The organism is Streptosporangium carneum (assembly GCF_027922005.1).
GTDB classification, from domain to species: Bacteria; Actinomycetota; Actinomycetes; order Streptosporangiales; family Streptosporangiaceae; genus Streptosporangium; species Streptosporangium carneum.
The window spans coordinates 192,047-218,789 of sequence record NZ_BSEV01000012.1 but is presented as its reverse complement, the minus strand read 5'-3'; the positions used below and the strand labels follow the sequence as shown (position 1 = coordinate 218,789).

Here is a 26,743-nt window from a genome sequence, read left to right as displayed (position 1 = left end):
GAAACCCTCGGGAGATTCCGTCACCGCCCCCTGCCCGGGAGCCCTTGGGAGATTCCGTCACCGCCCCCTGCCCGGGAGCCCTTGGGAGATTCCGTCACCGGCCCCCTGCCCGGGAGCCGCCAGGAGGTTCCGTCACCCCCACCCGGGAGAGGCCACCGTGAGAGTCGCCGCGCGCTCACGCCTCAGGACGCCACACGTACCGGATGTCCGGCTCCCGCTCCTCGTTCCCACTCCCGTCGGTCCGCTCGGCCTCGACGAACCCGTGCCGCTCGTAGAACCGGTGCGCCGGGGTGTTGACCTGGAACGTCCACAGCTCCAGCCCTTCGGGGCTGCGCCGCTTGGCCAGCTCGACGAGCCGGTCGCCGATGCCCCGTCCCCGCCAGGAGGGGTCCAGGTAGAGCTGGTCCAGATGGCCGCCGTCGAGCACCATCATCCCGACGACGGCCCCCTCGACGGCCGCGACCCAGGTCTCCCTGGTCGGCACGACCTTGTCCCGGAACCAGGCACGGATCTCCTCGTCGCCTCTGGGCCTGCGGACCGTGGGCAGGGCCGCGTCGAAGGAGCGCAGCCAGACATCGGCCACGGCGGCCCCGTCCAGGTCGACGGCGCGGCGGATGACGGGATCATTGGTGTTCGAGGCATTCGTGTTCACGGAGGAACGGTGACAGACGGCCAGGAACCACGCACCCGAATTTACGGCCGCCCCGAGCCGCGCCCGTTCCGCAAGCCGCGCGGCGCATGGCCTGCGACGACCGGCCCACGGGGGGCGCGTCACTGCGGTCGGCCGTGCCAGCTGCTCCACAGTGCCGCGTAGGAGCCGTCGGCCGCGACGAGTTCGTCGTGGGAGCCGAGCTCGCTGATCCGGCCGTCCTCGACCACCGCGACCCGGTCGGCGTCGTGCGCCGTGTGGAGGCGGTGGGCGATGGCGATCACGGTGCGCCCGTCGAGGACGGCGGCCAGCGAGCGCTCCAGGGAGCGCGCCGCCCGGGGGTCGATCAGCGAGGTCGCCTCGTCCAGGACGAGGGTGTGCGGGTCGGCCAGGACCAGGCGGGCGAGGGCCAGCTGCTGCGCGTGGGCGGGCGAGACAGGTTCGCCGCCGGAGCCGACCGCCGTGTCGAGGCCCTCGGGCATGCCCGAGGCCCACTCCCAGGCGTCGACGGCCTCGAGCGCCGCCCTGACCTCCGCGTCGTCAGCCTCGGGACGGGCGATCAGCACGTTCTCGCGCAGCGTCCCCCGGAACACGTGGTGCTCCTGGGTCACCAGGGCGACGTGGCCGCGCAGTTCGTCCAGCGGGAGCTCGACCAGCGAGGTTCCGCCGACGGTGACCGAGCCGGTGCGCGGCCCGTGGATGCCCGCGAGCAGGCGGCCGAGCGTGGACTTGCCCGCCCCGGACGGGCCGACCACGGCGAGCCGCTCCCCCGGCTCGACGACCAGGTCGACGCCGTGCAGCACGTCGTGGCCCTCGCGGTAGGCGTAGCGGACGCCGTCGGCCCGCAGCTCCTCCCCCTCGGGGACGCCGGAACCCGCGGCGCGGTCGTCCGGCACCTCGGCGACGCCCAGCAGCCGTGCCATGGAGGCGCCGCCGACCTGGAGCTCGTCGATCCACATCAGCAGCCGGTCGAGCGGGTCGATGAGCTGCTGGACGTACAGCGTGGCCGCGGTCACCTGGGCCAGCGAGACCCAGTCCTGGATGTAGAAGACGCCTCCGGCGACCAGCGTCGCCACGATCGGGACCACGTAGCCGAACTCGACCGAGGGGAACCAGACCGTGCGCAGCCCGAGGGTGTAGCGCTCGGCGGCCCAGGACCTGGCGATGTCGGCGTCGGTACGGCGGTGCCTGCGCTCCTGCAGGCCCAGGGCCTCGGCCGCGCGGGCGCCGCCGACCGTCTCGGCCAGGCCGTCGGTCATGTCCGCGTACGCGGCGCTCTCGCGAAGGTAGCCGTCCCTCGCCCGCTTGAGGTACCACCGGGTCGAGATCCACAGGATCGGCACGGCCAGCAGCGAGGGCAGCATGAGCAGCGGCCCCGTCAGCAACAGCGCGCCGACGGTGATCACACCGGCGACCATGGCGATCAGCGTCTCGGGGATGGCGTGCCTCACGGTGCGAGACAGCGTGTCCACGTCCCGGGAGGTGCGGGTGATGAGGTCGCCCGACCCCGCGCGCTCGACCGTCGACAGCGGCAGGCCGAGGACCCGGCCGACGAAGTCCTGGCGCAGCTCGGCGAGAACCTTCTCGCCGAGCCTGGAGGAGGCGTAGACGGCGAACCTGATCAGGACGCCCTGCGCGGCCAGGAATCCCGCGACGGCCAGGGAGATCGCGGTGACGTCGACCCCGGTGCCGTTCTGGACTCCCGCGACGAGGTGTCCGAGCAGCTGCGGCACGGCCAGGCCCGCCACGGCCGCCAGGCTGTGCAGGCCCAGCGCGACCGTGAGCTCCCTGGGGTACTTCAGTGTGAGTCTGCGGGCGTAGGCCCGCACCTGCGCCTGGTCGGCGACCGGCAGGATCTGCCTGCTCATGCGATCTCCTCGCCTCGGGAGCCGTACCCCACGGCGGCGGGCTCGGGCGTCTCGTCCGCCCGCTCGTCCCGGAGGTCCTCACCCCTGGTGACGACGGACCGGTAGTTCGGGTGGGCGGCCAGCAGGTCCCTGTGGGTTCCCTGGGCGCGTACGAGCCCCTCCTCCACGTAGATCACGTGGTCGGCGCGGTCGAGCACCAGCGGACTGCTGGTGCAGACCAGGGTGGTCTTGCCCGCCCTGGCCTTGACGAGGCGGTCGGCGATGCGGGCCTCGCTGTGGGCGTCGACCGCGCTGGTCGGCTCGACGAGGACGAGGACCTCGGGGTCGAAGGTCAGTGCCCTGGCCAGCCGCAGCCGCTGTCGCTGTCCGCCGGAGAACTCCCTGCCCGACTCCGTGACGCGCGCGTCGAGGCCGTCGGGCAGCGCCTCGACGATGTCCTCGGCGCACGCGGCGCGCAGGGCGGCCGCGATCTCCTCGTCCGAGGCCTTCCCCGTGACGTCCAGTTCGTCCCTGAGCACACCGGCGAACAGCGTGGCGTCGTTGTCCGCGACCAGGATCCTGCGGCGGATCTCGGCGACCGGCAGGGTGTTCAGCGGCACGTCGCCGAAGTCCACGTCGCCGTCGACGTAGCGGCCGAGCCGGTCGGCGATCGTCGCGGCCTCCTCGGGCGTGGCGGAGGCCAGGGCGGTGAACGCGCCGGGACGGACCGCGACGCCGGAGGCCACGTCACGCAGCAGGCCGCCGCCGGATCGCGCGGAGCCGCCGCCGACCTCGGGTTCGAGGCGGAGGATCCGCACCACCCTGCCGGCGGCGACGTGTCCCTTGGTCAGCTTGTCCGCGGCCTCGGTGAGCGTCCGCAGCGGGGAGATCAGGAAGGCCGCGTAGCCGTAGAAGGCGACGAGCTGGCCCGCGGTGATCTCACCTCTGATCGCGAAGGTCGCGCCCAGCCAGGTCACCCCCGCGATGAGCAGGCCGGGCAGCAGGATCTGCGCGCCCTCCAGCGTGGACTCGACCGCCGCGACCCGCACGCCCGCGCGTCGTACCTTCTGGGACTCGTCGGTGTAGCGGTCGGCGAAGATCTGCTCGCCGCCGACGCCGCGCAGCACGCGCAGGCCCGCGACGATGTCGGCCGCGCGGGTCGACAGCTCTCCCTGCAGGTCGCGGTGGGCGTGCTGGCGCCGGTGCAGCGGCCTGAGCAGGGGCCCGACGGCGACGGCCATGATCGGCACGCCGACCAGCACCGTCAGGCCCAGCGGCGGCGAGGTGCGCAGGAGGATGACGGTGACCGTGACGACGGCGACGACCGCGCCGGTGCCGCGGAGCAGGATGTCCATCGCGTTGCCGATGTGGGCGATGTCGGAGTTGCCGACGCTCACCACCTCACCTGTCGACATCCGCTTCGGCAGGGTCGCGCCCAGCCTGGTCGCCTGTCTGACGGTGACCTGGACGGTCCGGTAGGCGGCTGCCAGCCAGTTGTAGACGGCCATCCGGTGCCGCAGGATGCCGGCGACCGCCTGCACGAGCCCCAGTCCGAACAGCACCGCCGCCCACCTGAGCAGGCCGGGCATGTCCTTGGCCGTGATGGCGTCGATGCCCTCGCCCATGGCCGCGGGCACGAGTGCCATCGCGGTCCACCACAGGACGGCGTAGCCGATGCCGATGGCCAGGGGACCGACCTGCATGCGGGCGATCCAGAGAAGGTATCCGAAGGGACTGCGGGCGTCGGGAACGCCGGGATCGGCGGCAGGTAGGGAGCGCATAGCCACCCCAGCCTGACAAAGGCTTACATGGCCAGGCAAACCGTTTTCTGACTGTGGGACGGCCGCCGGACACCGGAAAACGTCAATCAGGGTTGACACTCCCGAGTCGTCAACCTAAATTGACATCTATGAGCGATACGGCACAGTTGGCCTCTGACGCGGGCAGTCGTGATCCGGCCGTCGGCCTGCGGGCCGTACGGGCGCTGCGGATGCTCGTGGACCGGCTGGAGGCCCTGCAGGTGGAGAACGCCAGGGAACAGGGCTGGTCCTGGCAGGAGATCGCCCACTGCCTGGAAGTGACCAGGCAGGCGGTTCACAAGAAGTACGCCGGCGGCCGAGGCCTGCTGAGACGGGAGAAGTAACCATGTTCGAACGGTTCCACCGGGAAGCCCGCCAGACGGTCGTCCTCGCCCAGGAGAACGCCCGGCGCCTGCGTCACGGCCTCATCGGCACCGAACACCTCCTGCTCGGCCTGCTCGACCAGCGCGGCACGCTGTCGGCGCGCGTGCTGGGCGGGCACGGCCTCGACTACGAGCACGCCTACCGGGCCGTCGCCCGTCTGGTCCCCCGACGGCCGGGGGAGGCCCTGGACGCCGAGGCCCTGGAGTCGATCGGCATCGACCTGTCGGCCATCAGGGAGAAGGTCGAGGCCGCCTTCGGCCCCGGCTCCCTGGACCGCGCGCCCACGACGACCAGGCGGGGACGCCTGAGCGGCCGGCACATCCCCTTCAGCCCGCGCGCGAAGAAGACCCTGGAACTGGCCCTGCGCGAGGCGATCGCCCTCAGGCAGAAGGCCATCCATGACGGCCACCTGCTGCTCGGCATCCTCCGCGACGGCGGCGGCCTGGCCTCCCGCGTCATCGCCGACGCGGGCATCGACCCGGCGACCCTCCGCCGGGAGATCGTCGGAGAGCTCGGCCAGGGGCCGGGCAGAGCCGCCGCCTCGTAGGCCCCGCCACAGGTCCCCGCGGGAAACCGAAGAGCGGGCCGACGCCCCGGCGAGGAGTTTCGAGGCGAAACAAGAACCAGCCCCCGCACGTACGTACTTTTCCTGATATCAAGTGCCGACTTCAGCATGCATCCTTTGTTGTGTCGCCGAAAAACGGCGGCAACGGCGGCCTCGCCCAGTGAGAGGCCGACGGATTCCAATGGAGGAGGATTCCATGAAGTCGACCACCAAGATGAAGAAGATCACCGTCCGCCGGACCGGCGACGTCCGCCTGACCAGCGCCACGTGCGCGTGCCCCTACCCGCAGGCCAACTAATCAGCCTGAAAGCGGAAAAAGGCTGTGCGCACACATGTGCGCACAGCCCTCCGGGCACGACGCCGGAAAATGGCAGAAGAGGCGGAGACGGAGAAGGCCGTGAGCGACGTCGAGATCGCTTTCCACGAGCTGAGTTTCATCCCCGAAGGGGACGAGGTGGTGGTCGGCAGGGTGGACGCGGAGTCGTACGCGGTGCTTCCCGCCGACGGCGCCGCCCTGTTGCGGGAGATGACCCGGGGCATGCCGCCGGACCGCGCCGCACAGTGGTACCAGTCCACCTACGGCGAGCAGGTCGACATCGACGAGTTCCTGGAGACGCTGCACGAGCTGGGGTTCGTCCGCTCTGACGGGGTGACCGAACACGAGCGGCCCGAGCCGCCCCGACGCGTCCCGCTGCGCCGACTCGGGCACGCGGCGTTCTCCCCCCTCGCCTGGGCGGCCTACGCCGCCGTGTTCGCCGGGTGGCTCGTCGCCGCCGTCCACCACGACGACCTTCTGCCCCGGCCCGGCCACATATTCTTCGCCGAATCGCTGCTCGTCGTCCAGTTCGGAATCATTTTCGGGCAGCTGCCGCTGGTTTTCCTGCACGAAGGATTTCATGTGCTCGCCGGACGCCGCCTCGGCCTGCGCAGCCGGCTCAGCGTCAGCAACCGATATCTGTACATCGTTTTCGAGACGCAGATGAACGGCCTGCTGGGCGTGGAACGCAGGAAACGTTATCTGCCATTCCTTTCCGGCATGGCGTGCGACGTCGTCGTGTTCAGCGCTCTCGGACTGGTCGCGAATCACACAAGAACGGCTGACGGTGCTTTCTCACCGGTCGGAAGAATCGCACTGGCTTTGGCCTTCACTGTTCTGATGCGGTTCGCGTGGCAGTTCCAGCTCTATCTGCGCACCGACCTCTACTACGTTTTCGCCACCGCGCTCAACTGCCACGACCTGCACAACGCCAGCACGGCGTTGCTGCGCAACAGGGTCTGGCGACTGCTCGGCCGGCCGCACCGCGTCGTCGACGAGGAGCAGTGGACCGAGTACGACCGGAAGGTCGGCCGGTGGTACGGGCCGTTCATCAGCCTCGGCGTCGTCGTCATGCTTCTCATCACCGTGCTGGGGTCGCTGCCCGTCACGGTGCAGTACGTCGAGACCGCCGTGCGGAGCATGCGCGGCGGGGCAGGGGACGCCTCCTTCTGGGACGGGCTGCTGGCGATGGTGATCCTCGTCAACTGGTTCGTCCTGCCGGCGTACCTCGCCCGGCGCAAACGCCGGCGAGCCCGCTCGCCCCTGCCGCCGGTGACCGCCGAGCCGGCAACCACCAAGGGAGTGAACTGAGATGCCTGCCCCGGGCCGTCACCCGAGCCACCCGCGTCATCTGAGAATCGTCGGTGACCGCCGCGCCGACCGGCTGCGCCGTGCGGCCGAGGAGCCGGAAGGCGAACACGCCGTCGTCGCCCTGTGCGACCAACGGCTGCGCGGTCCCTACACGGGTGTCGACACGGTGTTGCACGCCCTGCTTCCCGACGCCCACGCCCGATGGCCCGAGCTGGTCGACCGGCACCGGGTCGAGCTGCTCTACGGCATTCCCGAGCTGGCGGAGCTGATCGGCCCCGGGCCGCAGCAGCTCGCGTTCACCGGGCCCTTCGAGGAGCGGACCCGCTTCTACGGAGCCCAGATGATCCGATGCATGAACCAGGGCATCGTGACGTTCCTGACCGAGTACGCGCGGCTGACGACCGGGGCGGGCCGCGCTCCGCTCCGCCTGGTGTTCGAGGACGTGCACAGCGCGGAGGCGAGCACACAGGAATTCGTCGCGCTGCTGGTCCGCAGGTCCGACCCCGGAACGCTGCGGGTCGTGGTCTCCGGCGCGGAGGACGGGCTGACGGCGGAGCTGACCGAGACGCTGTCGCGGTTCGCGGACACCGCCCGCGCACGGCCAGGTGAGGCGGATCATCCGGACGGCCGGGCGGCGCGCGGCCCGGAGGAGCTGGTCGAGGCGTATGTCTTCGCGGACGGCACCGGCGACGACCCCGCCGAGCTCGCGGCGTACGAGGCGGCGGACGCGGAGTTCGTGCGCGAGCTGCACGACCGGCGCGCCGACGAGCTGGCCGTGGACGCGAGCCTGGGGACCAGGATGGGCGCGATCCCGTACCACCGCGAGCGCGGCGCCGACCCGGGCGGCCGGGGGCGCGAAGCCCTCACCGAGGCCCTGCGGATCAGCGCCGAGATCGGGTTCTCCGCCACCACCGTGGACATCGGGCTGCGCGGGAGGGCGGTGACCGATCCGGCCGCCCATCCGGCGGACTTCCGCCGGTTCACCGCGCTGGCGGCCAACGCGCTCGTGCCGCTCCACCGCCTGGACGAGTCGCTCGCGCTCTACATGGACCTGCGCAGGCGGTACACCGACCCGAACGCGCACATGATCAGCAGTTACGGGATCGCCATGCTGTACACCCGGTTCTTCTCCCCCCGCGACCACGAGACGGCGCTCGCCTGGCAGAACAACGCGGTGGCGCTGGCCGCCCTGCTTCCCGACCCCAGGGAACGCACCCTGCGCCAGGTGTTCAACGACAACGCCCTCGCGCTCATCGAGATGCACCGCGGCAACCTGGAGCGCGGCCTGGAACTGATCCAGGTGGGAATCGAGAGACTGGACGGCATGCTGGCCCCCGACGAATGGGTGGTGCACCGCTCCCAGCTGCTCTACAACCGGACTCGGCTGCTGGCTGCGCTCGGCCGTCTCGACGAGGCCTACGCCGGCTTCACCGACCTGATCGAGCTGGACCCCTACTACACCGACTATCTGAGCGAGCGCGCCAAGATCTCCCGCAAGCGCGGAGACTTCGACGCCGCGCTGGCCGACTACGAGCGGGCGGTGGCGATGTCCCCGCCCTTCCCCGAGCTGTACTACAACCGGGGCACCGCCCGGCTGGAGGCGGGCGACGTCGAAGGGGCGCTGGCCGACTTCACCTACGTGCTGGAGATGGAACCGGACGACATGGCGACCCGGATGAGGCGCGCGGAGCTGTTCCTCGACAGCGGAGACCTGACGGCGGCCGAGGCCGACGTGACGGCGGGTCTCGAACTGCGCCCCGCCGAGCCGGAGCTGCTGTGCATGCGGGGCACGATCGCCCTGGACGGCGGTGACCTGGAGCAGGCGGGCCGGTGGCTGGACGCCGCGCTCGCCGCCACCCCCGACTATCCGGCGGCACTGGTCAACCGGGCGGTGGTGCACTTCGAACGGGGGCTGCCGCAGGCCGCGGTCGACGATCTGACCCGGGTGCTCGGCCTGATCGGCGACGACCCCGACGTGCTGCTCAACCGCGGCCTCGCCCACGAGGCCGCAGGCAGGCCCGATCTGGCCCTGCGGGACTTCGAGGTCGCGCTGGGGCTGCCGGGCGCCGACGCGGCCGAGCTGCGTCTCGGGCGGGACCGGTGCGTGGAACTGCTGGCCGGTGTGTGACCGATGCCGGTGTCAGCCCCACGCTTCCGCGACGCGCTGGCGACCGTGGCCACCGCGGTCTCGGTGGCCACGACCGTCGACAGGCGGGGGATGTCGTGCGCGGTGACGATCGGATCGCTGTGCGCGTTGTCGCTCGATCCCCCGCTGGTGCTGTTCTGCCTGGCCAGGGACTCCGGTTCGCACCCGGTGTTCTGCGCGGCGGACCGGTTCGCCGTCACCGTGCTCGCCGAGGAGCAGGCGGAGGTCGCCCGGCGTTGCTCCGGACTCCGCGCCGCCCGTTCCTCCGTGCCGCTCGTGCTGGTGGACCGGTTGCCGGTGGTGCCGGGAGCGTTGGCGCACCTGCTGTGCTCGACGTACGCGCTGGTGGACGGCGGCGACCACACGATCGTCATCGGCGAGGTCGAGCACGCGGCGGTGCGCGCCGGTCGGCCCCTGCTGTACCACCAGCGCGACTTCCAGGCTCTCGCGCCGTCTCCGGGAGGCTCGGGGGAGGGTTCGGAGGGGTTCGGGACGGAACTCACGAGGGCGCGGTGACGATGCCGAGCCGCTGCGCGAGCAGCACGGCGTTGACCCGGTCGCAAACTCCCAGCTTGCGGTACAGCCTCTCCTGGTGCTTGGTCACCGTCCGCGGCGAGAGCCCGAGCTGGTGGGCGATCGCCGTCGCGCTCAGTCCCGCGCAGAGCAGACGCAGGACGTCGTGTTCCCGCGGCGTGAGCCCGACGTCCGCGGTACGGGTGAGCCAGACCCGGGTGATCGCGGCGTGCGGTTCGGCCAGCGGCTTGGTCAGCGTCTCCAGGGCCGCCAACTGCGCGGCGGTCAACAGGAGGGCCCGTGACTCGATCAGCTCGGCCAGCCGCTCGGCCGCGGATTCCGGTGTCTCGCCCCAGCGCCACTGGTTCCCCTGACGTGTGAACACCCCCAGTTCCAGCCCGCCCCGGACGAGCTCGCCCGCCAGGACGTGGTTCCCGTGGGACGCGGTCCACAGCAGGCGCAACGTGTCAGCCTCCACCGGGCCGCCGAGCACCTCGAGGATGCGCTCGTCGGCCCGCCCGCGGTCGTCGGGCGGGCCGTCGACCTCCATCCCCACAAGGGCTGATTCGTTGACCGTCATCGCGGCGGCGAGCATGGCGAGCAACATCGTGACGATTCGATGCACCCGATCTCCTCCTTGTTCGACGAATCCCCCGAATGAAATCCCCTTTTGCGCGCAGACTTTACTTTTAACTCGATTACCGGCGAATGGCCACCTGATCGAGCGCTTTTCCGGTGACCGAATCCGGCAACGGCGTTCACCCCGGAACAAGAGGTTCGACCCGCCGAACACGACCCTCGGCAGCCGATCGCCTTTCTCGGCGAGAAACGACGCCCGACCGGCCCGAGAGAGGGCCGGGGGTTCGACGTGCCGCAGGCCGCACGGCACCGGACGTCTCCGACCTCGGAGAACGCCTCTCCTGAACGCCGCCTCCGCGACCGGCGTCACCCCGACCCGGCACGCTTTTCCACACCGGCGTCATCGAGGAAACAAAATTTCCGGCGAATCCCCGATGCACCAAAACCCTATCGGACAAAGGGGGAAACAACGTCGGCTTCCATAACGGGTTCTATTCACTCGTCATATGGGGGCGTTTTCACGCGTCAGCCGATTTCGGACACACGGAAAAGTCGCACCCGCCTGCCGGCGTCCACGCGCCGACCGGGCGCACGACATGCGGCTCCCAGGAAGTTCGCCGGGAGACTCGCCCGTCGCGGAGTTTTGGATTAAGAGTTTGTACGGTCACGTAATCGCCGTGCCGCCGGCCCCTCCGGCGAGCGGCCGGGCCTCCTGCCCCGGCGAGCCGGGAGCGCCTTGGTGAGCCGGGAGCGCCTTGGTGAGCCGCGGCCGTCACGCCGTGTTGGCGACGATCGCGGGGACGACGGTGTCCCAGACCTCCGGCGGGGGCATCTGGTGGCCCATGCCGTGCAGCGGGACCAGCTTCGCGTCGCGGACCTCCCGGGCGAGGGCCTCGGCGTGGCCGATGGGGAACAGCGGATCGTCCGTGCCGTGGAGCACCAGGGTCGGGACGTCGATCTCGCCGAGCCGAGGCCGGATCGACTCGCCTCCCTCGATCATCCAGTGGTTCGCCGCGGCGGCCGGGACCGGGCTGCGGTCGAAGGCGCGGCCCGCGATGCGACGGATTCGCCGCTCGTCCACCGGGATGGCCCCGGCGAAGGCGCGCTCCCCCGCCAGGAAGTGCGCGATGACCGACTCGCGGTCGGACCAGTCCGGGCTCGGCTGCGGCTCCTGGAACAGCCTGACCAGCTTCTCGCTCATCGGCGGCAGGTCGGGGCTGTCGGGCCCGCCGGGGCTGGTGGAGGCGAGGGTCAGCGAGGAGAGCCTGTCCGGGTGTCCGACGGCGAGGCTCTGCGCGAGCCACCCTCCCATGGAGACGCCCACGACGTGCGCCGGGCCGAGGCCGAGCGCGTCCAGCAGCCCCACCGCGTCGGCGAGCAGGTCGTCCATCGAGTAGGCGGGCGCGCCGACCGGGTAGGTGGTGGAGCGGCCCGTGTCCCGGCTGTCGTAGCGGATGACATAGCGCCCGGCGGCGGCGAGCCGCGCGCAGAGGTCGTCCTCCCACCAGTCCATCGACGCCTCGGCCCCGCCGATGAGCAGGATCGCCGGGTCGGCCCGGTCGCCGAAGGCCTGCGCGCAGAGACTGACCGCCCCCACCCGCACCACCCGCTCGGCCTCGGGCTCCACACGCTCGAAGTCTGCCATGCCCCACTCCTCAGCTCCCGTTTCGCCGAGACGCTACTGCGCACCACCGACAATCCGGCTCCACCGGCCGCCCCGGCTCACCGGCACGGGCGGGCGCCGTCGCCGCCGTCTCGTGACCCGGCCGGTCTTCGGCTCGGGTCCACGGGATGCGAGAGTGATCGCATGGTGCGCCACGAAGCCTCGGTGATCGTGCTGGCCGGCCCTCCGGGAGCCGGCAAGTCGACCGTCGCCGCACTCCTCTGCGATGAGCTGAAGCCGAGCGTCCACCTGCACACCGACGACTTCTGGGGGTTCATCCGGCAGGGGTACGTGGCCCCCTACCTGCCGGAGTCGAAACAGCAGAACGACGTCGTGATGGGCGTCCTGGTCGCCTGCGCCTTCGGATACGCCGCGGGCGGCTATCAGGTGGTCGTCGACGGCGTCGTGGGGCCCTGGTTCGTCGGCCTGTTCGGAGCCGAGGCCGCCGCCAGGGAGATCGCGTCGCACTATGTCGTGCTCCGCCCCGGCCGGGAGACCACCCTGGCGCGGGCCACCGGACGCGGCGGAGACGCGCTGACCGATCCCGGCCCGGTGCTCCACATGTTCGAGCAGTTCGCCGATCTCGGGGCCTACGGTCACCACGCGCTCGACTCGACCGGCATGAGCCCCGTCGAGACGGCGCACGCGGTCCGGCGGGGCCTGGCCGAGAAGACCTTCCTCCTCGGCCCCGGCTAGCGTCCCCGGGGCGGCGGGCCGGGACGGCGCTCCTGGGCCGCGGTCCTTGCCGGGGCCGGGGCGAGAGCCCCGGGAGGACACGACCCGGACCACGAGGAACCACTCGGCTCGGCCGGGTCATCCTCCGGCGTTCAGGGCGTACACCTTGCCGTCGTGGCTGCCGACGTAGACCACGCCGTCGACCACCGTCGGGCTGCTCTGAACCCAGCGGCCGGTTTCGCTGGTCCAGCGTTCGGCGCCGGTCGCCGCGTCCAGGGCGTACACCCTGTTGTCGTCACTGCCCACGTAGACCACGCCCCCGGCCACCGCCGGACCGGACCGGACCCAGTCGTCGGTCATGTCGCTCCAGCGTTCCGCGCCGGTCTCCGCGTCCAGGGCGTACACCCTGCCGTCGGCACTGCCCACATAGACGACGCCGTCGACCACCGCGGGCCTGGAGTCGACGTCCTTGCCGGTTCTGTACGTCCAGCGTTCCGCGCCGGTCTCCGCGTCCAGGGCGTACACCCTGTCGTCGTCACTGCCCACGTAGACGACGCCGTCGGCCACCGCGGGACTGGAGTCGACCTCCTCGCCGGTTCTGTGGCTCCAGCGTTCGGCGCCGGTCGCCGCGTCCAGGGCGTACACCCTGCCGTCGTCGCTCCCGACATAGACCACGCCCCCGGCCACCGCCGGACTGGAGCCGACGGAGTCGCCGGTTCTGCGGGCCCAGCGTCTGACGCCGGTCGCCGCGTCCAGGGCGTACACCCTGCCGTCGGCACTGCCCACGTAGACGACGCCGTCGGCCACCGCGGGACTGGAGAAGACCTCGTCACCCGTCTTGTACGTCCAGCGTCTGGCGCCGGTCGCCGCGTCCAGGGCGTACACCCTGCCGTCGTCACTGCCGACATAGACCACGCCGCCGACCACCGCCGGACTGGACTCGACCGCCCTGCCGGTCGCGCTGACCCAGCGTTCCGCGCCGGTCGCCGCGTCCAGGGCGTACACCCTGCCGTCGTCGCTGCCCACGTAGACCACGCCGTCGACCACCGCAGGGCTGGACTGGACCCAACTGCCGATTCTCTGGGCCCAGAGGATCCTCGGAAGCGGTTTCGACGGCGAGGGACCGGGGGTGGGACGGTGCGGCCCGGGTGGGATCAGGGACGGCACGACCAGGTAGAGCACCAGGCCGAGGCAGACGAGTGACAGGCCCGCAGCGGTGATCGTCTTCCGGCTTCGCCGATCCGGGAGGCCGGGCTCCCTCGTGTCGTCGGTCGTTTCGGCGCCCGCGACGGCGGCCGTCGAGGCGAGGTCGTCTCGGATCCCGTCCAGGACGGCGGCTTCCTGGCGCAGGACGTCGTCGACGAAACGGAAGAACTCCCTGGTCGCCCGCCGATCGTTCTCTCCCGTCCCCTCCCTCCCGGTGAAGGGCGGCATCGGCGGGGAGAGGCGGGGAGCGGCCTGCGGCACCGGGCGCCCTGCCTCGACGAGGCGGCGCCCCACGGCGGCGGCCTGCCGGCCCGCCTCCTCCAGGAGACGCCCGGCCTGTGAGGCCTGCCGCTCGGACTGTTCCAGCCGTCGTCGCGCCTCCTTGCGCAGCCGTTCGCCCGCCTCCAGTCGTGTCCGCACCTGACGTAGCCGGGCGGCCCGGGCCTCCTGCCGTGCGCGCTCCGCCTCGCTCGGCTTCGCGCTCCCGCCGACGGCTCCGAATCGGCCGACCGCGAACGGGCCGCCCAGCGACCGCTGTTCCGCCATCAGGCGCGCCTCGGTCCGGGCCAGCTGGCCCACTATCTCCCGCAGCGCTTCGCCGACGCTTGTCTGGCGGTCCACCGACTGCGTGAGCCTGTCGGCTTTCTCCCTGACGGCTCGCGCCGTCTCGTCCAGCGGCCCCGGCTCCACCGGCGTCGGCGAAGAGGAGCGCGCCCAGCCGACCAAACCGGCCACGACGGGGAGCAGCGACAGCAACTGCGCGACGTTGGCCGCCGCCTCCAGATCCCGCGTGCGCAACGCGAGTCCCAGGACGGCGATCGACACGCCGATCGTCAGCCCGGCGGCCACCCACCGCCATCCGTTCCGCTGGGGCCTGCCCATGCCCCCATTTTGAGGTCCTCAACCCTGGAACTACTGGTTGTCATCGGATCGCAACAGAATCGGAGGATCGCCACTCCGATAAGTGGCTAATTTTCCTGTTATGCGCCCGGTGAGCCGCCCACTTCCTCGGGACGACCGCTCATCCGGGTCCGGGGCCGACCCCCAGGAGACGCCGTTCGAGCGTGATCCCGCGCGGAGTGGGCGGAGTGGGCGGGGCCCACGCGTGCGCGGGCCGTCCCGGCGTCCGGTCGCCCCCATGAGAGCCAGAAGGCCCGGCCACCGTGGACAGAGGTGACCGGGCCTTTTTGAACAGGACCTACTTGGCGGCCCTGAGGTAGTCGCGGTTCATCCTGGCGATGGTGTCCAGCGGGATGCCCTTGGGGCAGACCGCGGTGCACTCGCCGGTGTTGGTGCAGCCGCCGAAGCCCTCCGCGTCCATCTGCTCGACCATGGCCACGGCGCGGGAGTCGCGCTCGGGCTGGCCCTGCGGCAGGAGGCTGAGGTGGGTGATCTTGGCGGCGGTGAAGAGGGAGGCCGACCCGTTGGGGCAGGCGGCGACGCAGGCGCCGCAGCCGATGCAGGTGGCCGCGTCGAACGCCGCGTCGGCGTCGACCTTCTTCACCGGGACGCTGTGGGCGTCGGGGGCGGATCCGGCGGGGACGGAGACGAAACCGCCCGCCTGGATGATCCGGTCGAACGCCGAACGGTCCACGACCAGGTCCTTGACCACCGGGAAGGGCGCGGCGCGCCACGGCTCGATGGTGATGACCGCGTTGTCCTCGAAGTGCCGCATGTGCAGCTGACAGGTGGTGGTCGCCACCTGCTCGCCGTGCGCCACACCGTTGATCACCATGCCGCACATGCCGCAGATGCCCTCGCGGCAGTCGTGGTCGAAGGCGACCGGGTCGTCGCCCTCCAGGATGAGCCGCTCGTTGAGCACGTCGAGCATCTCCAGGAAGGACATGTCGGGCGACACGTCCTCGACCCGGTAGGTGACCATGCGCCCCTTGTCCTCGGGGCCCTTCTGCCGCCAGACCTTGAGTGTCAGGTTCATGCCCATGGTTGCCTTACCACTCCTCATTCGCCGCACGGGCCACTCGTCCCTCGTGGACCGCTTCGCTCACTGCGTCGGGCGCGCTCACTTGTAGCTCCGCTGGCTCATCTTGACGTACTCGTAGTCGAGGTCTTCCCTGTGCAGGACCGGGCCCTGCTCGCCGTACTCCCAGGCCGCGACGTAGGCGAAGTTCTCGTCGTCGCGCAGGGCCTCGCCGTCGGCGTCCTGCGACTCGGCGCGGAAGTGACCGCCGCACGACTCGGTGCGGTGCAGCGCGTCGACGCACATCAGCTCGGCCAGGTCGAAGAAGTCGGCCACCCGGCCCGCCCGCTCCAGCGCCTGGTTCAGCTCGTCGGCCTCGCCGGACACCTTCACGTTCTTCCAGAACTCCTCGCGCAGCTCCGGAATCCGCTCGAGCGCCTTGCGCAGCGACTCCTCGGTGCGCTCCATGCCGCAGTAGTCCCACATGATCTTGCCGAGCTCGCGGTGGTAGGAGTCTGCGGTGCGGCTGCCGTTGTTCGACAGCAGTCTGTCGATCTTCTCGCGGACCGCGACCTCGGCCTGGGCCACGGCCTCCTCGTCGACCTCCCCGTAGGGGCCGTTGGCGAGGTAGTCGCCGATCGTGGTCGGCAGCACGAAGTAGCCGTCGGCCAGGCCCTGCATCAGCGCGGACGCGCCGAGACGGTTGGCGCCGTGGTCGGAGAAGTTGGCCTCGCCGATCACGAACAGGCCGGGGATCGTGGACTGCAGGTCGTAGTCGACCCACAGGCCGCCCATCGTGTAGTGCACGGCGGGGTAGATGCGCATCGGCTGGGTGTAGGGGTCCTCGCCGGTGATGCGCTCGTACATCTCGAAGAGGTTGCCGTACTTCTTCTCCACCGCGTCGCGGCCGAGACGGCGGATCGCGTCGGCGAAGTCGAGGTAGACGCCCAGGCCGCCGGGGCCGACGCCGCGGCCCTCGTCGCAGACGTTCTTGGCGGCGCGGGAGGCGATGTCACGCGGGACCAGGTTGCCGAACGCCGGGTAGATGCGCTCCAGGTAGTAGTCGCGCTCCTCCTCGGGGATCTGCGCGACGGGACGGTCGTCGCCCGCCTTCACCGGCACCCACACGCGGCCGTCGTTGCGCAGCGACTCCGACATCAGGGTCAGCTTGGACTGGTAGTCGCCGCTGACCGGGATGCAGGTCGGGTGGATCTGCGTGTAGCAGGGGTTGGCGAACATCGCGCCGCGCCGGTGCGCGCGCCAGATCGCCGTGGTGTTGCAGCCCTTGGCGTTGGTCGACAGGAAGAACACGTTGCCGTAGCCGCCGCTGGCCAGCACGACCGCGTCGGCCACGTGCCGCTCGATCTCACCGGTGACCATGTCGCGGACGATGACGCCGCGTGCCCTGCCGTCGGAGACGATCAGGTCGAGCATCTCGTGGCGGGTGTGCATCTCCACGGTCCCGGCCGCGATCTGCCGCTCCAGGGCCTGGTAGGCGCCCAGCAGCAGCTGCTGGCCCGTCTGGCCCCTGGCGTAGAAGGTCCGGGAGACCTGCGCGCCGCCGAAGGAGCGGGTGTCGAGCAGGCCGCCGTACTCGCGGGCGAACGGCACGCCCTGGGCGACCGCCTGGTCGATGATGTTCACGCTGACCTGGGCGAGCCGGTAGACGTTCGACTCGCGGGCCCGGAAGTCGCCGCCCTTGACGGTGTCGTAGAACAGCCGGTAGATCGAGTCGCCGTCGCCCCGGTAGTTCTTGGCGGCGTTGATGCCGCCCTGGGCCGCGATGGAGTGGGCGCGCCGCGGCGTGTCCTGGTAGCAGAAGGACTTGACGTTGTACCCGAGCTCGCCGAGCGTCGCGGCGGCCGAACCGCCCGCGAGGCCGGTGCCGACCACGATGATGTTGAGCTTGCGCTTGTTGGCCGGGTTGACCAGCTTGGCGCTGAACTTGCGCTTCTCCCAGCGGTCCTCGATCGGTCCCTCGGGAGCCCTGGTGTCGCGGATCGGCTCACCTTCGGTGTACTTCATGACTACTTGATCACTCCGATCATGACCGCGACGGGGACCGCGAGGAAGCCGAGCACCAGCACGGCGGAGACCACGGCGGCGGCGGCCTTCAGCGGGCGGTAGCTCCGGGAGCTCGCCAGGCCGAGCGTCTGGAAGGCGCTCCACAGGCCGTGCCGCAGGTGCAGGCCGACCATGACGACGGCGACCACGTAGAAGAGGGTCACCCACCAGCGCGACGGGTCGAAGCCCTGGGCCAGCCTCTCGTACGGCGTGCCGTCCCAGCCGGCCGGGTTGACCACGCCGAAGGTGAGGTCGAGCAGGTGCCAGACGACGAAGAGCACGATGGTGACGCCGCCCCAGCGCATGATGTGGGTGGCGTAGCCGCCCGCCTGGGACTTGCGCTTGGCCGCGTACTTGACGGGACGGGCCTTGCCCGCCCTGCGGGCCAGGGAGATCGCCGACCACATGTGCAGCACGACCGCCGCGACCAGCACGACCTCGACGACGGTCAGCAGGACCCTGCGCGGCAGGATCGGCTCGCCCATGGTCCGCAGGAACTCGGCGTAGGCGTTGAACGTCTCCGCGCCGAAGAAGCTCTTGAGGTTTCCGGCCATGTGGCCGACGAGGAAGAGCACCAGGATGGCGCCCGTGACGGCCATGACCGCCTTTTTCCCGTTCGACGAGCCCAGGAACCCGCCGGACCTCCTGGGCGTCACAGTCTTGGCAGCCTTCGCCGGGGCGTGCCCTGAAGGTTTAACCGGCGCGGTGGCGGTACCGCGCTCAATCGTGGCAGTCACATGCTCGACGCTAGGTAGGGTGATTTACCCGCGTCCAAGTCATCGAGGATGTGGTTTCCATAGCCAGCGACTATCGGCTCTGGGTTTATGCCGGTTTTACAGCGAAGGGCTCCGGCGAGATGCGAGCAATCTCACATCGCGGCGGCACGTCGCGCTCTCCCATCGTCCCCGACTCGGGGGGCCGCCCCGGATCGGCCACCGACGCCTCCGTACGCTAGGGAAACGTGCAGCTCCAGCAACTGGCCTATTTCGTGGCAGTGGCCGACTCCCGGCACTTCACCCAGGCCGCCGAGCGGATGCGTGTCGCGCAGCCGTCGCTGAGCAAGCAGATCAGGGCGCTGGAGGCCGACCTCGGCGCGCCGCTGTTCAGCCGCGCCAGGGGGAACGTCACCCTCACCCCCGCCGGGGAGGCGCTGCTGCCGCTGGCCCGCAGGATGCTGGCCGACGCCGAGACCGCCAGACGCGAGGTCGGCGAGCTCGCCGGGCTGCGCCGCGGCCGGGTGCGGCTCGGCGCGACGCCCTCGCTCTGCGCGGGCCTGATGGCGGACGCCCTGGCCAGGTTCCACCGCGAGTACCCCGGCATCGAGCTGCTCGTCGAGGAGGGGGGCTCCCGCGACCTGGTCCGCACCCTCGCCAGAGGACAGCTCGACCTGGCACTGATCATCATGCCGCTGCAGAGCGACGACCCGGCCCTGGTCACCGAGGAGGTCCTGCGGGAGAACCTGGTCGTCGTCTCCCCCTCCCTCTCGCACGCGCGCAGGCCGTACATGCGGATAGAGGAGCTGCGCGGACAGCCGATGGTGATGTTCCGGCGCGGCTACGACCTGCGGGAGGCCACGCTCGGCGCGTGCCGCCAGGCGGGGTTCGAGCCCAGGCTGGCCGTCGAGGGCGGGGAGATGGACGCCGTGCTGCGCTTCGTCGAGGCGGGGCTCGGCATCGCGCTGGTCCCCTCGATGGTCCTGGACGGCCGTCCCGGGCTGACCGGGACGCCGCTGGCGCCTCCTGGGCTGCGCCGTACGATCGCCATCGCCCACCGCAAGGACGTCGAGCCGACCCGCGCCGCCCAGGCCTTCCGCGACACGCTGCTGTTCTTCCTGGCCGAGGCGTCCCACGAGGGTAGCCTTCCCGAAGGCCTCGAGCTGATCACCCCGGGCTGAGCGGGCCCGTCTCCCCGGGCAGGCGCAGAAAAGAAGGCGTCGCCTTCGCGACCGGAGCTCCCGAGGCCCGGGCGATCGCTGTCCCACAGGTCCTGGTGCCGCACTATTCTGCATAACGTTAATAGAGGTTTCCCCGATCCCCCGAAGAGGCGTCAGTGACCGCCCCTCCCAATGAAACGCTCACGCTCCTGCTCATCGAGGACGACGCGGGCGACGCCTTTCTCGTGGAGGAACTGCTCTCCGAGGCCGAGAACCCCCCGAAGATCATCTGGGTGCGCAGCCTGCAGGAGAGCAGAGAGCGGCTGACCGACGACGTGCAGTGCGTGCTCGTCGACCTCTCCCTGCCCGACGCGACCGGCCTGGAGGCGCTGGAGCAGGTGCTGTCGATGGCGCCGCACGCCGCCGTGCTCGTGCTGACCGGCCTGAACGACGCCCACGTCGGCGTGGAGGCCGTCGCGGCCGGAGCCCAGGACTTCCTGGTCAAGCAGGACGTGGAGGCACGACTGCTGGCGCGGGCGATCCGTTACGCGATGGAGCGCAAGCGCGCCGACCTGGCCCAGCGCAAGCTGGTCGAGGCCGAGCTGCTCACCAAGGAGAACTCCCGCCTCGAGCGCGGCCTGCTGCCCGTCCCCCTGCTGGACCAGGGAGGGCTGGAGCACCACGCCCGCTACCTGCCGGGGCGCAGGCGCGCCCTGCTCGCGGGTGACTTCTGGGACACCGTGCAGAGCCCCGACGGGGCGGTGCACGTGGTGGTCGGCGACGTGTGCGGGCACGGCCCCGACGAGGCGGCGCTGGGAGTCGCGCTGCGGATCGCCTGGCGGGCCCTCGTGCTGGCCGGCCACACCGGCAACGAGCTGCTGAGCGTCCTCGACTCCGTGCTCCGCCTCGAACGCAAGTCCGCGGAGATCTTCACGACGCTGTGCATCGCCACGATCGACCCCGTGCTCAGCAGCGCGCGGATGCACGTGGTCGGCCACCCGCCGCCGCTGCTGATCCGCGACGGCGTCGTCGGCGTGGTGCCGGGCACGCCCTCCGGCCCGCCGCTGGGCATCTTCCAGGGCGTGGACTGGGCGGAGATCGAGGTCCCGCTCGGCGACGACTGGTCGCTGCTGCTCTACACCGACGGCCTGATCGAGGCCACCGTGGGCGGCGGGCCCGACCTGCTCGGCACCGAGGGCCTGCTCGCCCTGGTCCACGAGCACGGCGGGATCCACCTCGACCGGCTGATCGAGCGGGTGATCGAGCTCAACGGCGACTCGCTCAGCGACGACCTGGCCACCGTGCTCATCTCACGGACCTCGCGGGCTCCAGGAGGCGATGACCGATGACCGAACCGGCCACCTCGGAAGTCCTGGAAGGCGGAGAGCGATGAGCGAGCACACAGGCATCCGTCCCCTGCCCACCCCCGCCCCGGCCGCGGGTTTCGGCAAGCTGCGGGTGGCCCAGTGGTTCCTGCTCACCGGGGCGATCGTCGCCCTGCTGTTCGTGATCGCCGCCGCCTTCACGATCTCCTCGATCGAGGAGACCAGGGTGGCCCGGGTGGCCGTGGTCGACGTCGTCGACCCCGCCGCGCTGCGCACCCTGGAGATCTCGAACGCGCTGACCGCGCAGGAGGGGGCCGCCAGGACCTACGGCAGGACCAACGAGGCGACGTCCCTCCAGGCGTACCGTGACGCGGTCGCGGAGGAGTCGAAGGCGATGGCCGCGCTCGAAGCCCTGACGCCCAGGATGCCGGAGACGCAGAAGGTCCGCGCCGAGGTGGCCCGCCTGAAGGGGGCGGGGCAGGCGTGGCGGCGCGACTACGTGGAGAAGATCGTCGCCGAGGTTCCGACCTTCAAGTCCGAGACCGCCTCGCGGAACGCCCCGCTCAACGCCGAGCGGTTCGCCGAGATCCGCTGGTCGCTCACGGCTCTGCAGGCTCATCTCGACCGGCTGCACGTCGAGGGCGGCCAGCGCCTCGAACGAGGCTGGAACACCCTCTACGTGGCGCTCGGCGGCGTGGTGCTGGCCATGGTCCTGGCCGGGATCGGCGCCGCGCTCATCGTGCGGTACGCCGTGCTCCGCCCGCTGGCCAAGCTCAACGGGCAGGTCCGAGCGGTCGCCCAGGGCGACTTCGAGCACAAACTGAAGGTCGAGCACCCGTCGGAGCTGGCCGAGCTCTCCAGCCACGTGGACTCCATGCGCCGCCGCATCATCGCCGAGTGGCGCCGGGTCTCCTCGGCGCAGGCGAAGCTGGAGGAGCAGGCGGCCGAGCTGCGGCGCTCGAACGGCGAGCTGGAGCAGTTCGCCTACGTGGCCAGCCACGACCTGCAGGAGCCGCTGCGCAAGGTGGCCAGCTTCACCCAGATGCTGGACCAGCGTTACGGCGACCAGCTCGACGACCGGGCCAAGCAGTACATCGCCTTCGCGGTCGACGGCGCCAAGCGCATGCAGCTCCTGATCAACGACCTGCTCGATTTCTCCCGGGTCGGGCGGACGGGCGGCGAGCCGATCTCGGTCGACGCCAACCAGTCCCTGCGGACCGCGCTGAACAACCTCACCGCGCCGATCGAGGAGTCGGGGGCCACCGTGACCTCCGACGAGCTGCCCACGGTGCGCGGCAACAAGGTCCAGCTCGTCCAGCTGTTCCAGAACCTCGTCGGCAACGCGGTCAAGTTCCGCTCCCAGGAGTCCCCGGAGATCCACATCGGGGTGCGGCGCGACGGGGACATGTGGGAGTTCTCCTGCGCCGACAACGGGATCGGCATCGAGAGCAAATACACTGACCGGATCTTCCTCATCTTCCAGCGTCTGCACGGACGGGACGTGTACGCAGGCACCGGCATCGGCCTGGCGCTGTGCAAGAAGATCGTCGAATACCACGGCGGTCGCATCTGGGTGGAGAGCGACGCCCCCGACAAGCCCGGAACGACCTTCCGGTGGACCCTTCCCATTGGAGAGACCGATGAATGACCTGCGCTGGATCGACGTGCTCCTGGTCGAGGACGACCCGGGTGACGTGCTGCTGACGCGCGAGGCGTTCGAGCTGAACAAGGTCAGGAACAAGCTGCACGTCGTCAACGACGGCGAGCAGGCCATGGCCTTCCTGCGCAAGGAGGGCGAGTACGCCGACGCGCCCCGCCCCGACCTGATCCTGCTGGACCTCAACCTGCCCCGCAAGGACGGCAGGGAGGTGCTCCAGGACATCAAGGGGGACGACAAGCTCCGCGGCATCCCGGTGGTCGTGCTCACGACGTCGGAGTCGGAGGAGGACATCCTGCGCAGTTACAACCTGCACGCCAACGCCTACGTCTCGAAGCCGGTCGACTTCGACCAGTTCATCAGCGTGGTCCGCCGGATCGACGACTTCTTCGTGACCGTGGTCAAGCTGCCCAGCTCCGATCAGCACTACTGACCGGCACTGCTGACCGGCGCTGCTGACCGGCAGTGCTGACTGGGCGGGCTCGCCGCGCCTGTGACCGAAAATCTCCACAAAGGCCTCTTCACCTCGCGGAACGTGACGCTCCCCTGGCTCCGACCTGACCAACGTGACAGGAATCACACTGAGCCGGTGAAAATGTGAGTGACGCTTCTCACACGAACGGGTAGTCGCGTCGTAACGTATCCCCACCAATAAGCGCGCGCACGGTGAGCCGGCGCGACCATGGCCCGGCGCGCGGCACAACTGAAACGACCCGGACCCCTTTGGCGAGCAGGGTCCGCGGGAGGTGGAGAGGTCTCCAATGACCCAGACAACGGCCGACAGCCCGGCCAGAAGACAGCGCGCGCAGATCAAGGAGCGCACGCTGCGGACCGACCAGTGGTGGCGCTATCCACTGGTCACCTTCATCATCTTCACGGCGTTCCTCGTCTACTCCACGTGGGCGATCTTTGATACGAGCTACTTCGCGTCGCCGTACATCGCTCCGTACGCCTCCCCGTGCCTGGCGACGAGCTGCCCCGAGGGGGCACGCCTGTTCGGCCTGGCGCCGTTCGGCGACTGGTACACCCTGCCGCCCGGGCTGCTGATCCTGGCCCTGCCCGCGGGCTTCCGCTTCACCTGTTACTACTACCGCAAGGCCTACTACCGCGGGTTCTGGCTGTCGCCGCCCGCGTGCGCCGTCAACGAGCCGCACGGCAAGTACACCGGCGAGTCCCGCTTCCCGCTGATCCTGCAGAACATCCACCGCTACTTCTTCTACGCGGCGATCGTGATCGGCCTGATCCTCGCCTGGGACGCGGTGCTGGCCCTCGTCGAGAAGCCCGTGGGTCTCGGGACGCTGATCCTGGTGGTCAACGCCGTCTTCATCAACCTGTACACCCTGTCGTGCCACTCCTGCAGGCACATCACCGCCGGGCGCCTGAACCACTTCTCCAAGCACCCGGTCCGGTACAGGGCGTGGGGTTTCGTCTCCAAGCTCAACGCCAAGCACCAGCAGCTCGCGCTCATCTCGATGTTCACGGTCGTGGGAGCCGACCTCTACGTGCGGCTGGTCGCCAAGGGCATCGTCAACTTCCCGTTCGCATAAGGATCACCAGTGGAAATCGAGCGTCACGAATACGACGTCGTCGTCATCGGCGCCGGCGGAGCTGGTCTGCGGGCGGCCATCGAGGCCCGCCAGCAGGGCAAGCGGACCGCGATCGTCTGCAAGTCGCTGTTCGGCAAGGCGCACACCGTCATGGCGGAGGGCGGCGCGGCCGCCGCCATGGGCAACGTCAACAGCGACGACAACTGGATGGTGCACTTCCGCGACACCATGCGCGGCGGCAAGTTCCTCAACAACTGGCGGATGGCCGAGCTGCACGCCAAGGAGGCCCCCGACCGCGTCTGGGAGCTCGAGGCGTGGGGCGCGCTGTTCGACCGCACCAAGGACGGCAAGATCAGCCAGCGCAACTTCGGCGGGCACGAGTACCCCCGGCTCGCCCACGTCGGCGACCGTACGGGCCTGGAACTGATCCGCACCCTGCAGCAGCGCGTCGTCGCCCTCCAGCAGGAGGACGAGAGGCTGCACGGCGACGCGGAGGCCTACATCAAGGTCTTCCAGGAGTGCACGGTGACCCGCCTGCTGAAGGACGACGAGGGCGCGATCTCCGGAGCCTTCGGCTACTGGCGGGAGAACGGCAGGCTCATCCTCTTCGACGCCCCCGCGGTCGTGCTGGCCACCGGCGGCATCGGCAAGTCCTACGTGGTGACCTCCAACTCGTGGGAGTACACCGGAGACGGTCACGCGCTGGCGCTGCTCGCCGGGGCGAAGCTGATCAACATGGAGTTCATCCAGTTCCACCCCACCGGGATGGTCTGGCCCCCCTCGGTCCGCGGCATCCTCGTCACCGAGTCGGTCCGCGGCGACGGCGGCGTGCTGCGCAACTCCGAGGGCAAGCGCTTCATGTTCGACTACATCCCCGAGGTGTTCAAGGACAAGTACGCCACCACCGAGGAGGAGGGCGACCGCTGGTACACCGACCAGGCGAACAACCGCCGCCCTCCGGAGCTGCTGCCCCGTGACGAGGTCGCCAGGGCCATCAACTCCGAGGTGAAGGCCGGTCGCGGCTCACCCCAGGGCGGCGTCTTCCTCGACGTCTCCAGCAGGCTGCCCGCCGCCGAGATCATCAGGCGGCTGCCGTCGATGCACCACCAGTTCAAGGAGCTGGCCGACGTCGACATCACCGCCGAGCCCATGCAGGTCGGCCCGACCTGCCACTACATCATGGGCGGCGTCGAGGTCGACGCCGACACCGGCGCGGCCGACGTGCCCGGCCTGTTCGCCGCGGGGGAGGTCTCCGGCGGCATGCACGGCTCCAACCGGCTCGGCGGCAACTCCCTGTCCGACCTGCTGGTGTTCGGCCGCAGGGCCGGCGCGGGAGCGGCCTCGTACGTGAACGGGCTCGCCGCGAGGCCGCAGGTCTCCGAGGAGTCGGTCGCCGCGGCGAAGGCCGAGGCCCTGGCCCCGCTGGAGCGCTCGGGGGAGAACCCCTACGAGGTCCACCAGGAGCTGCAGCGGACGATGAACGAGCTCGTGGGCATCATCCGCAAGGCCGAGGAGGTCACCGAGGCGCTGGAGGGCGTGGAGAAGCTCAAGGAGCGGGCCCACGGCGTCGGCGCGACCGGAAGCCGGATCTACAACCCCGGCTGGCACCTCTGCCTGGACCTGCGCAACATGCTCCTGGTCTCCGAGTGCGTGGCCAAGGCGGCGCTGATCCGCCAGGAGAGCCGTGGCGGCCACACCCGCGACGACTTCCCCGGCATGTCGCCCGAGTGGCGCCGCAAGATCCTGGTGTGCGGCCTGTCCCCCGACGGCTCCGACGTGACCGTGGAGGAGAAGGCGCAGCCCGCCATGCGCGACGACCTGATCACACTGTTCGACCGGGCCGAGCTGAAGAAGTACATCACCGAGGAAGAGCTGGCCGACTTCGACGCGTTGGTCAAGGAGCAGCCATGAGTTACAAGGCGAAATTCCGCGTGTGGCGCGGCGAGGGCGGCGAGGGCAAGCTCGAGGACTTCACCGTCGAGGTGAACGAGGGCGAGGTCGTCCTCGACATCATCCACAGGCTCCAGGCCACCCAGGCGCCCGACCTCGCGGTCCGCTGGAACTGTAAGGCGGGCAAGTGCGGCTCGTGTTCCATGGAGATCAACGGCAAGCCGAAGCTCGGCTGCATGACCCGGATGTCCACCTTCTCGGAGGACGAGACGATCACGGTGACGCCCATGCGGACGTTCCCGGTGATCAAGGACCTGGTCACGGACGTGTCCTTCAACTACCAGAAGGCACGCGAGATCCCGTCCTTCACCCCTCCGGCGAACGTGCAGCCGGGCGAGTACCGCATGCAGCAGATCGACGTCGAGCGGTCCCAGGAGTTCCGCAAGTGCATCGAGTGCTTCATGTGCAACAACGTCTGCCACGTGATCCGTGACCATGAGGAGAACAAGCCCGAGTTCGCCGGTCCGCGCTTCCTGATGCGGATCGCCGAGCTGGACATGCACCCCTACGACGTCGCCGACCGCAAGGACGCCGCGCAGGAGGAGCACGGCCTCGGCTACTGCAACATCACCAAGTGCTGCACCGAGGTCTGCCCCGAGCACATCAAGATCACCGACAACGCGCTGATCCCGATGAAGGAGCGAGTCGTCGACCGCAAGTACGACCCGCTGGTCTGGCTCGGCAACAAGATCTTCAAGAGGTCCAGCTCGAAGAGCTGACCCTCCCCAGGCGGCGCCGGTCACATCCCCCCGTGAC

General features: G+C 70.3%; 22 protein-coding genes. 13 read left to right on the top strand and 9 right to left on the bottom strand.

The genetic code is table 11. The annotated features are described in order from the left end of the window. Positions 1–175 precede the first annotated feature (175 nt). The 3 genes from PKF00_RS25185 to PKF00_RS25175 all read right to left on the bottom strand — a co-directional run bounded on the left by PKF00_RS25185 (position 176) and on the right by PKF00_RS25175 (position 4,277). On the bottom strand, positions 176–652 hold the full coding sequence (locus tag PKF00_RS25185; protein WP_271220104.1) for a GNAT family N-acetyltransferase: 477 nt from the start codon (positions 650–652) through the stop codon (positions 176–178). Positions 653–771: 119 nt separating this feature from the next. Then, a complete protein-coding gene (locus tag PKF00_RS25180) occupies positions 772–2,517 on the bottom strand; it encodes an ABC transporter ATP-binding protein (protein ID WP_271220103.1) in 1,746 nt (581 codons plus the stop codon). After that, positions 2,514–4,277, bottom strand: a complete 1,764-nt coding sequence (locus PKF00_RS25175; protein WP_271220102.1) for an ABC transporter ATP-binding protein — start codon at positions 4,275–4,277, stop codon at positions 2,514–2,516. The genes PKF00_RS25180 and PKF00_RS25175 overlap by 4 nt, the downstream gene beginning before the upstream one ends. 128 nt (positions 4,278–4,405) lie before the next feature. On the opposite strand from PKF00_RS25175, the gene PKF00_RS25170 reads away from it, so the two are divergent. From PKF00_RS25170 to PKF00_RS25150, 5 genes are all read left to right on the top strand, one after another. Further along, positions 4,406–4,639, top strand: coding sequence for an RNA polymerase subunit sigma-70 (locus PKF00_RS25170; protein ID WP_271220101.1), 234 nt, complete (start codon positions 4,406–4,408; stop codon positions 4,637–4,639). A 2-nt stretch (positions 4,640–4,641) separates the two neighbouring features. Next, the gene (locus tag PKF00_RS25165; protein ID WP_271220100.1) at positions 4,642–5,226 is read left to right on the top strand and encodes a Clp protease N-terminal domain-containing protein; all 585 of its coding nucleotides are present in this window, start codon (positions 4,642–4,644) and stop codon (positions 5,224–5,226) included. Positions 5,227–5,641: 415 nt separating this feature from the next. Continuing rightward, on the top strand, positions 5,642–6,871 hold the full coding sequence (locus PKF00_RS25160; RefSeq protein ID WP_271220099.1) for a hypothetical protein: 1,230 nt from the start codon (positions 5,642–5,644) through the stop codon (positions 6,869–6,871). Between the two features lies 1 nt (position 6,872). Next, positions 6,873–8,999 (top strand): tetratricopeptide repeat protein, encoded by a 2,127-nt coding sequence (locus tag PKF00_RS25155; protein WP_271220098.1) that lies wholly within the window; start codon positions 6,873–6,875, stop codon positions 8,997–8,999. Between the two features lie 3 nt (positions 9,000–9,002). Continuing rightward, entirely contained in the window at positions 9,003–9,533 is a 531-nt protein-coding gene (locus PKF00_RS25150) for a flavin reductase family protein (RefSeq protein ID WP_271220097.1), read from the top strand. Here the strand turns inward: PKF00_RS25150 and PKF00_RS25145 are convergent. Together PKF00_RS25145 and PKF00_RS25140 are read right to left on the bottom strand one after the other, a co-directional pair. Continuing rightward, positions 9,517–10,155, bottom strand: coding sequence for a helix-turn-helix transcriptional regulator (locus PKF00_RS25145; RefSeq protein WP_271220096.1), 639 nt, complete (start codon positions 10,153–10,155; stop codon positions 9,517–9,519). The genes PKF00_RS25150 and PKF00_RS25145 overlap by 17 nt on opposite strands. Before the next feature lie 726 nt (positions 10,156–10,881). Further along, entirely contained in the window at positions 10,882–11,754 is an 873-nt protein-coding gene (locus tag PKF00_RS25140) for an alpha/beta fold hydrolase (RefSeq protein WP_271220095.1), read from the bottom strand. Between the two features lie 162 nt (positions 11,755–11,916). Here PKF00_RS25140 and PKF00_RS25135 point away from each other — a divergent pair, with 162 nt between their 5' ends. After that, on the top strand, positions 11,917–12,468 hold the full coding sequence (locus PKF00_RS25135) for an AAA family ATPase (protein WP_271220094.1): 552 nt from the start codon (positions 11,917–11,919) through the stop codon (positions 12,466–12,468). Positions 12,469–12,585: 117 nt separating this feature from the next. On the opposite strand, the gene PKF00_RS25130 is transcribed toward PKF00_RS25135, so the two are convergent. The 4 genes from PKF00_RS25130 to PKF00_RS25115 all read right to left on the bottom strand — a co-directional run bounded on the left by PKF00_RS25130 (position 12,586) and on the right by PKF00_RS25115 (position 18,372). Continuing rightward, positions 12,586–14,535 (bottom strand): outer membrane protein assembly factor BamB family protein, encoded by a 1,950-nt coding sequence (locus PKF00_RS25130; RefSeq protein WP_271220093.1) that lies wholly within the window; start codon positions 14,533–14,535, stop codon positions 12,586–12,588. Between the two features lie 316 nt (positions 14,536–14,851). Beyond that, positions 14,852–15,589 carry a succinate dehydrogenase/fumarate reductase iron-sulfur subunit gene (locus tag PKF00_RS25125; RefSeq protein WP_271220092.1) on the bottom strand — a complete coding sequence of 246 codons (738 nt, stop codon included), beginning with the start codon at positions 15,587–15,589 and terminating at the stop codon, positions 14,852–14,854. An 84-nt stretch (positions 15,590–15,673) separates the two neighbouring features. Then, a complete protein-coding gene (locus PKF00_RS25120; protein WP_271220091.1) occupies positions 15,674–17,596 on the bottom strand; it encodes a fumarate reductase/succinate dehydrogenase flavoprotein subunit in 1,923 nt (640 codons plus the stop codon). A 2-nt stretch (positions 17,597–17,598) separates the two neighbouring features. After that, positions 17,599–18,372 (bottom strand): succinate dehydrogenase cytochrome b subunit, encoded by a 774-nt coding sequence (locus tag PKF00_RS25115; protein ID WP_271220090.1) that lies wholly within the window; start codon positions 18,370–18,372, stop codon positions 17,599–17,601. Positions 18,373–18,596: 224 nt separating this feature from the next. Between PKF00_RS25115 and PKF00_RS25110 the strand changes: the two genes are divergently transcribed. From PKF00_RS25110 to PKF00_RS25080, 7 genes are all read left to right on the top strand, one after another. Continuing rightward, on the top strand, positions 18,597–19,529 hold the full coding sequence (locus PKF00_RS25110) for a LysR family transcriptional regulator (protein ID WP_271220089.1): 933 nt from the start codon (positions 18,597–18,599) through the stop codon (positions 19,527–19,529). A gap of 155 nt (positions 19,530–19,684) precedes the next feature. After that, positions 19,685–20,857 carry a PP2C family protein-serine/threonine phosphatase gene (locus tag PKF00_RS25105; protein WP_271220088.1) on the top strand — a complete coding sequence of 391 codons (1,173 nt, stop codon included), beginning with the start codon at positions 19,685–19,687 and terminating at the stop codon, positions 20,855–20,857. Positions 20,858–20,897: 40 nt separating this feature from the next. After that, positions 20,898–22,481, top strand: coding sequence for a sensor histidine kinase (locus PKF00_RS25100; RefSeq protein ID WP_271220087.1), 1,584 nt, complete (start codon positions 20,898–20,900; stop codon positions 22,479–22,481). Continuing rightward, on the top strand, positions 22,474–22,923 hold the full coding sequence (locus PKF00_RS25095) for a response regulator (protein WP_271220086.1): 450 nt from the start codon (positions 22,474–22,476) through the stop codon (positions 22,921–22,923). The genes PKF00_RS25100 and PKF00_RS25095 overlap by 8 nt, the downstream gene beginning before the upstream one ends. Before the next feature lie 328 nt (positions 22,924–23,251). After that, entirely contained in the window at positions 23,252–24,037 is a 786-nt protein-coding gene (gene sdhC / locus PKF00_RS25090) for a succinate dehydrogenase subunit SdhC (RefSeq protein WP_271220085.1), read from the top strand. Between the two features lie 9 nt (positions 24,038–24,046). Next, entirely contained in the window at positions 24,047–25,948 is a 1,902-nt protein-coding gene (locus tag PKF00_RS25085; protein WP_271220084.1) for a fumarate reductase/succinate dehydrogenase flavoprotein subunit, read from the top strand. After that, entirely contained in the window at positions 25,945–26,706 is a 762-nt protein-coding gene (locus PKF00_RS25080) for a succinate dehydrogenase/fumarate reductase iron-sulfur subunit (RefSeq protein WP_271220083.1), read from the top strand. The genes PKF00_RS25085 and PKF00_RS25080 overlap by 4 nt, the downstream gene beginning before the upstream one ends. The last annotated feature ends 37 nt before the right edge of the window (positions 26,707–26,743 follow it).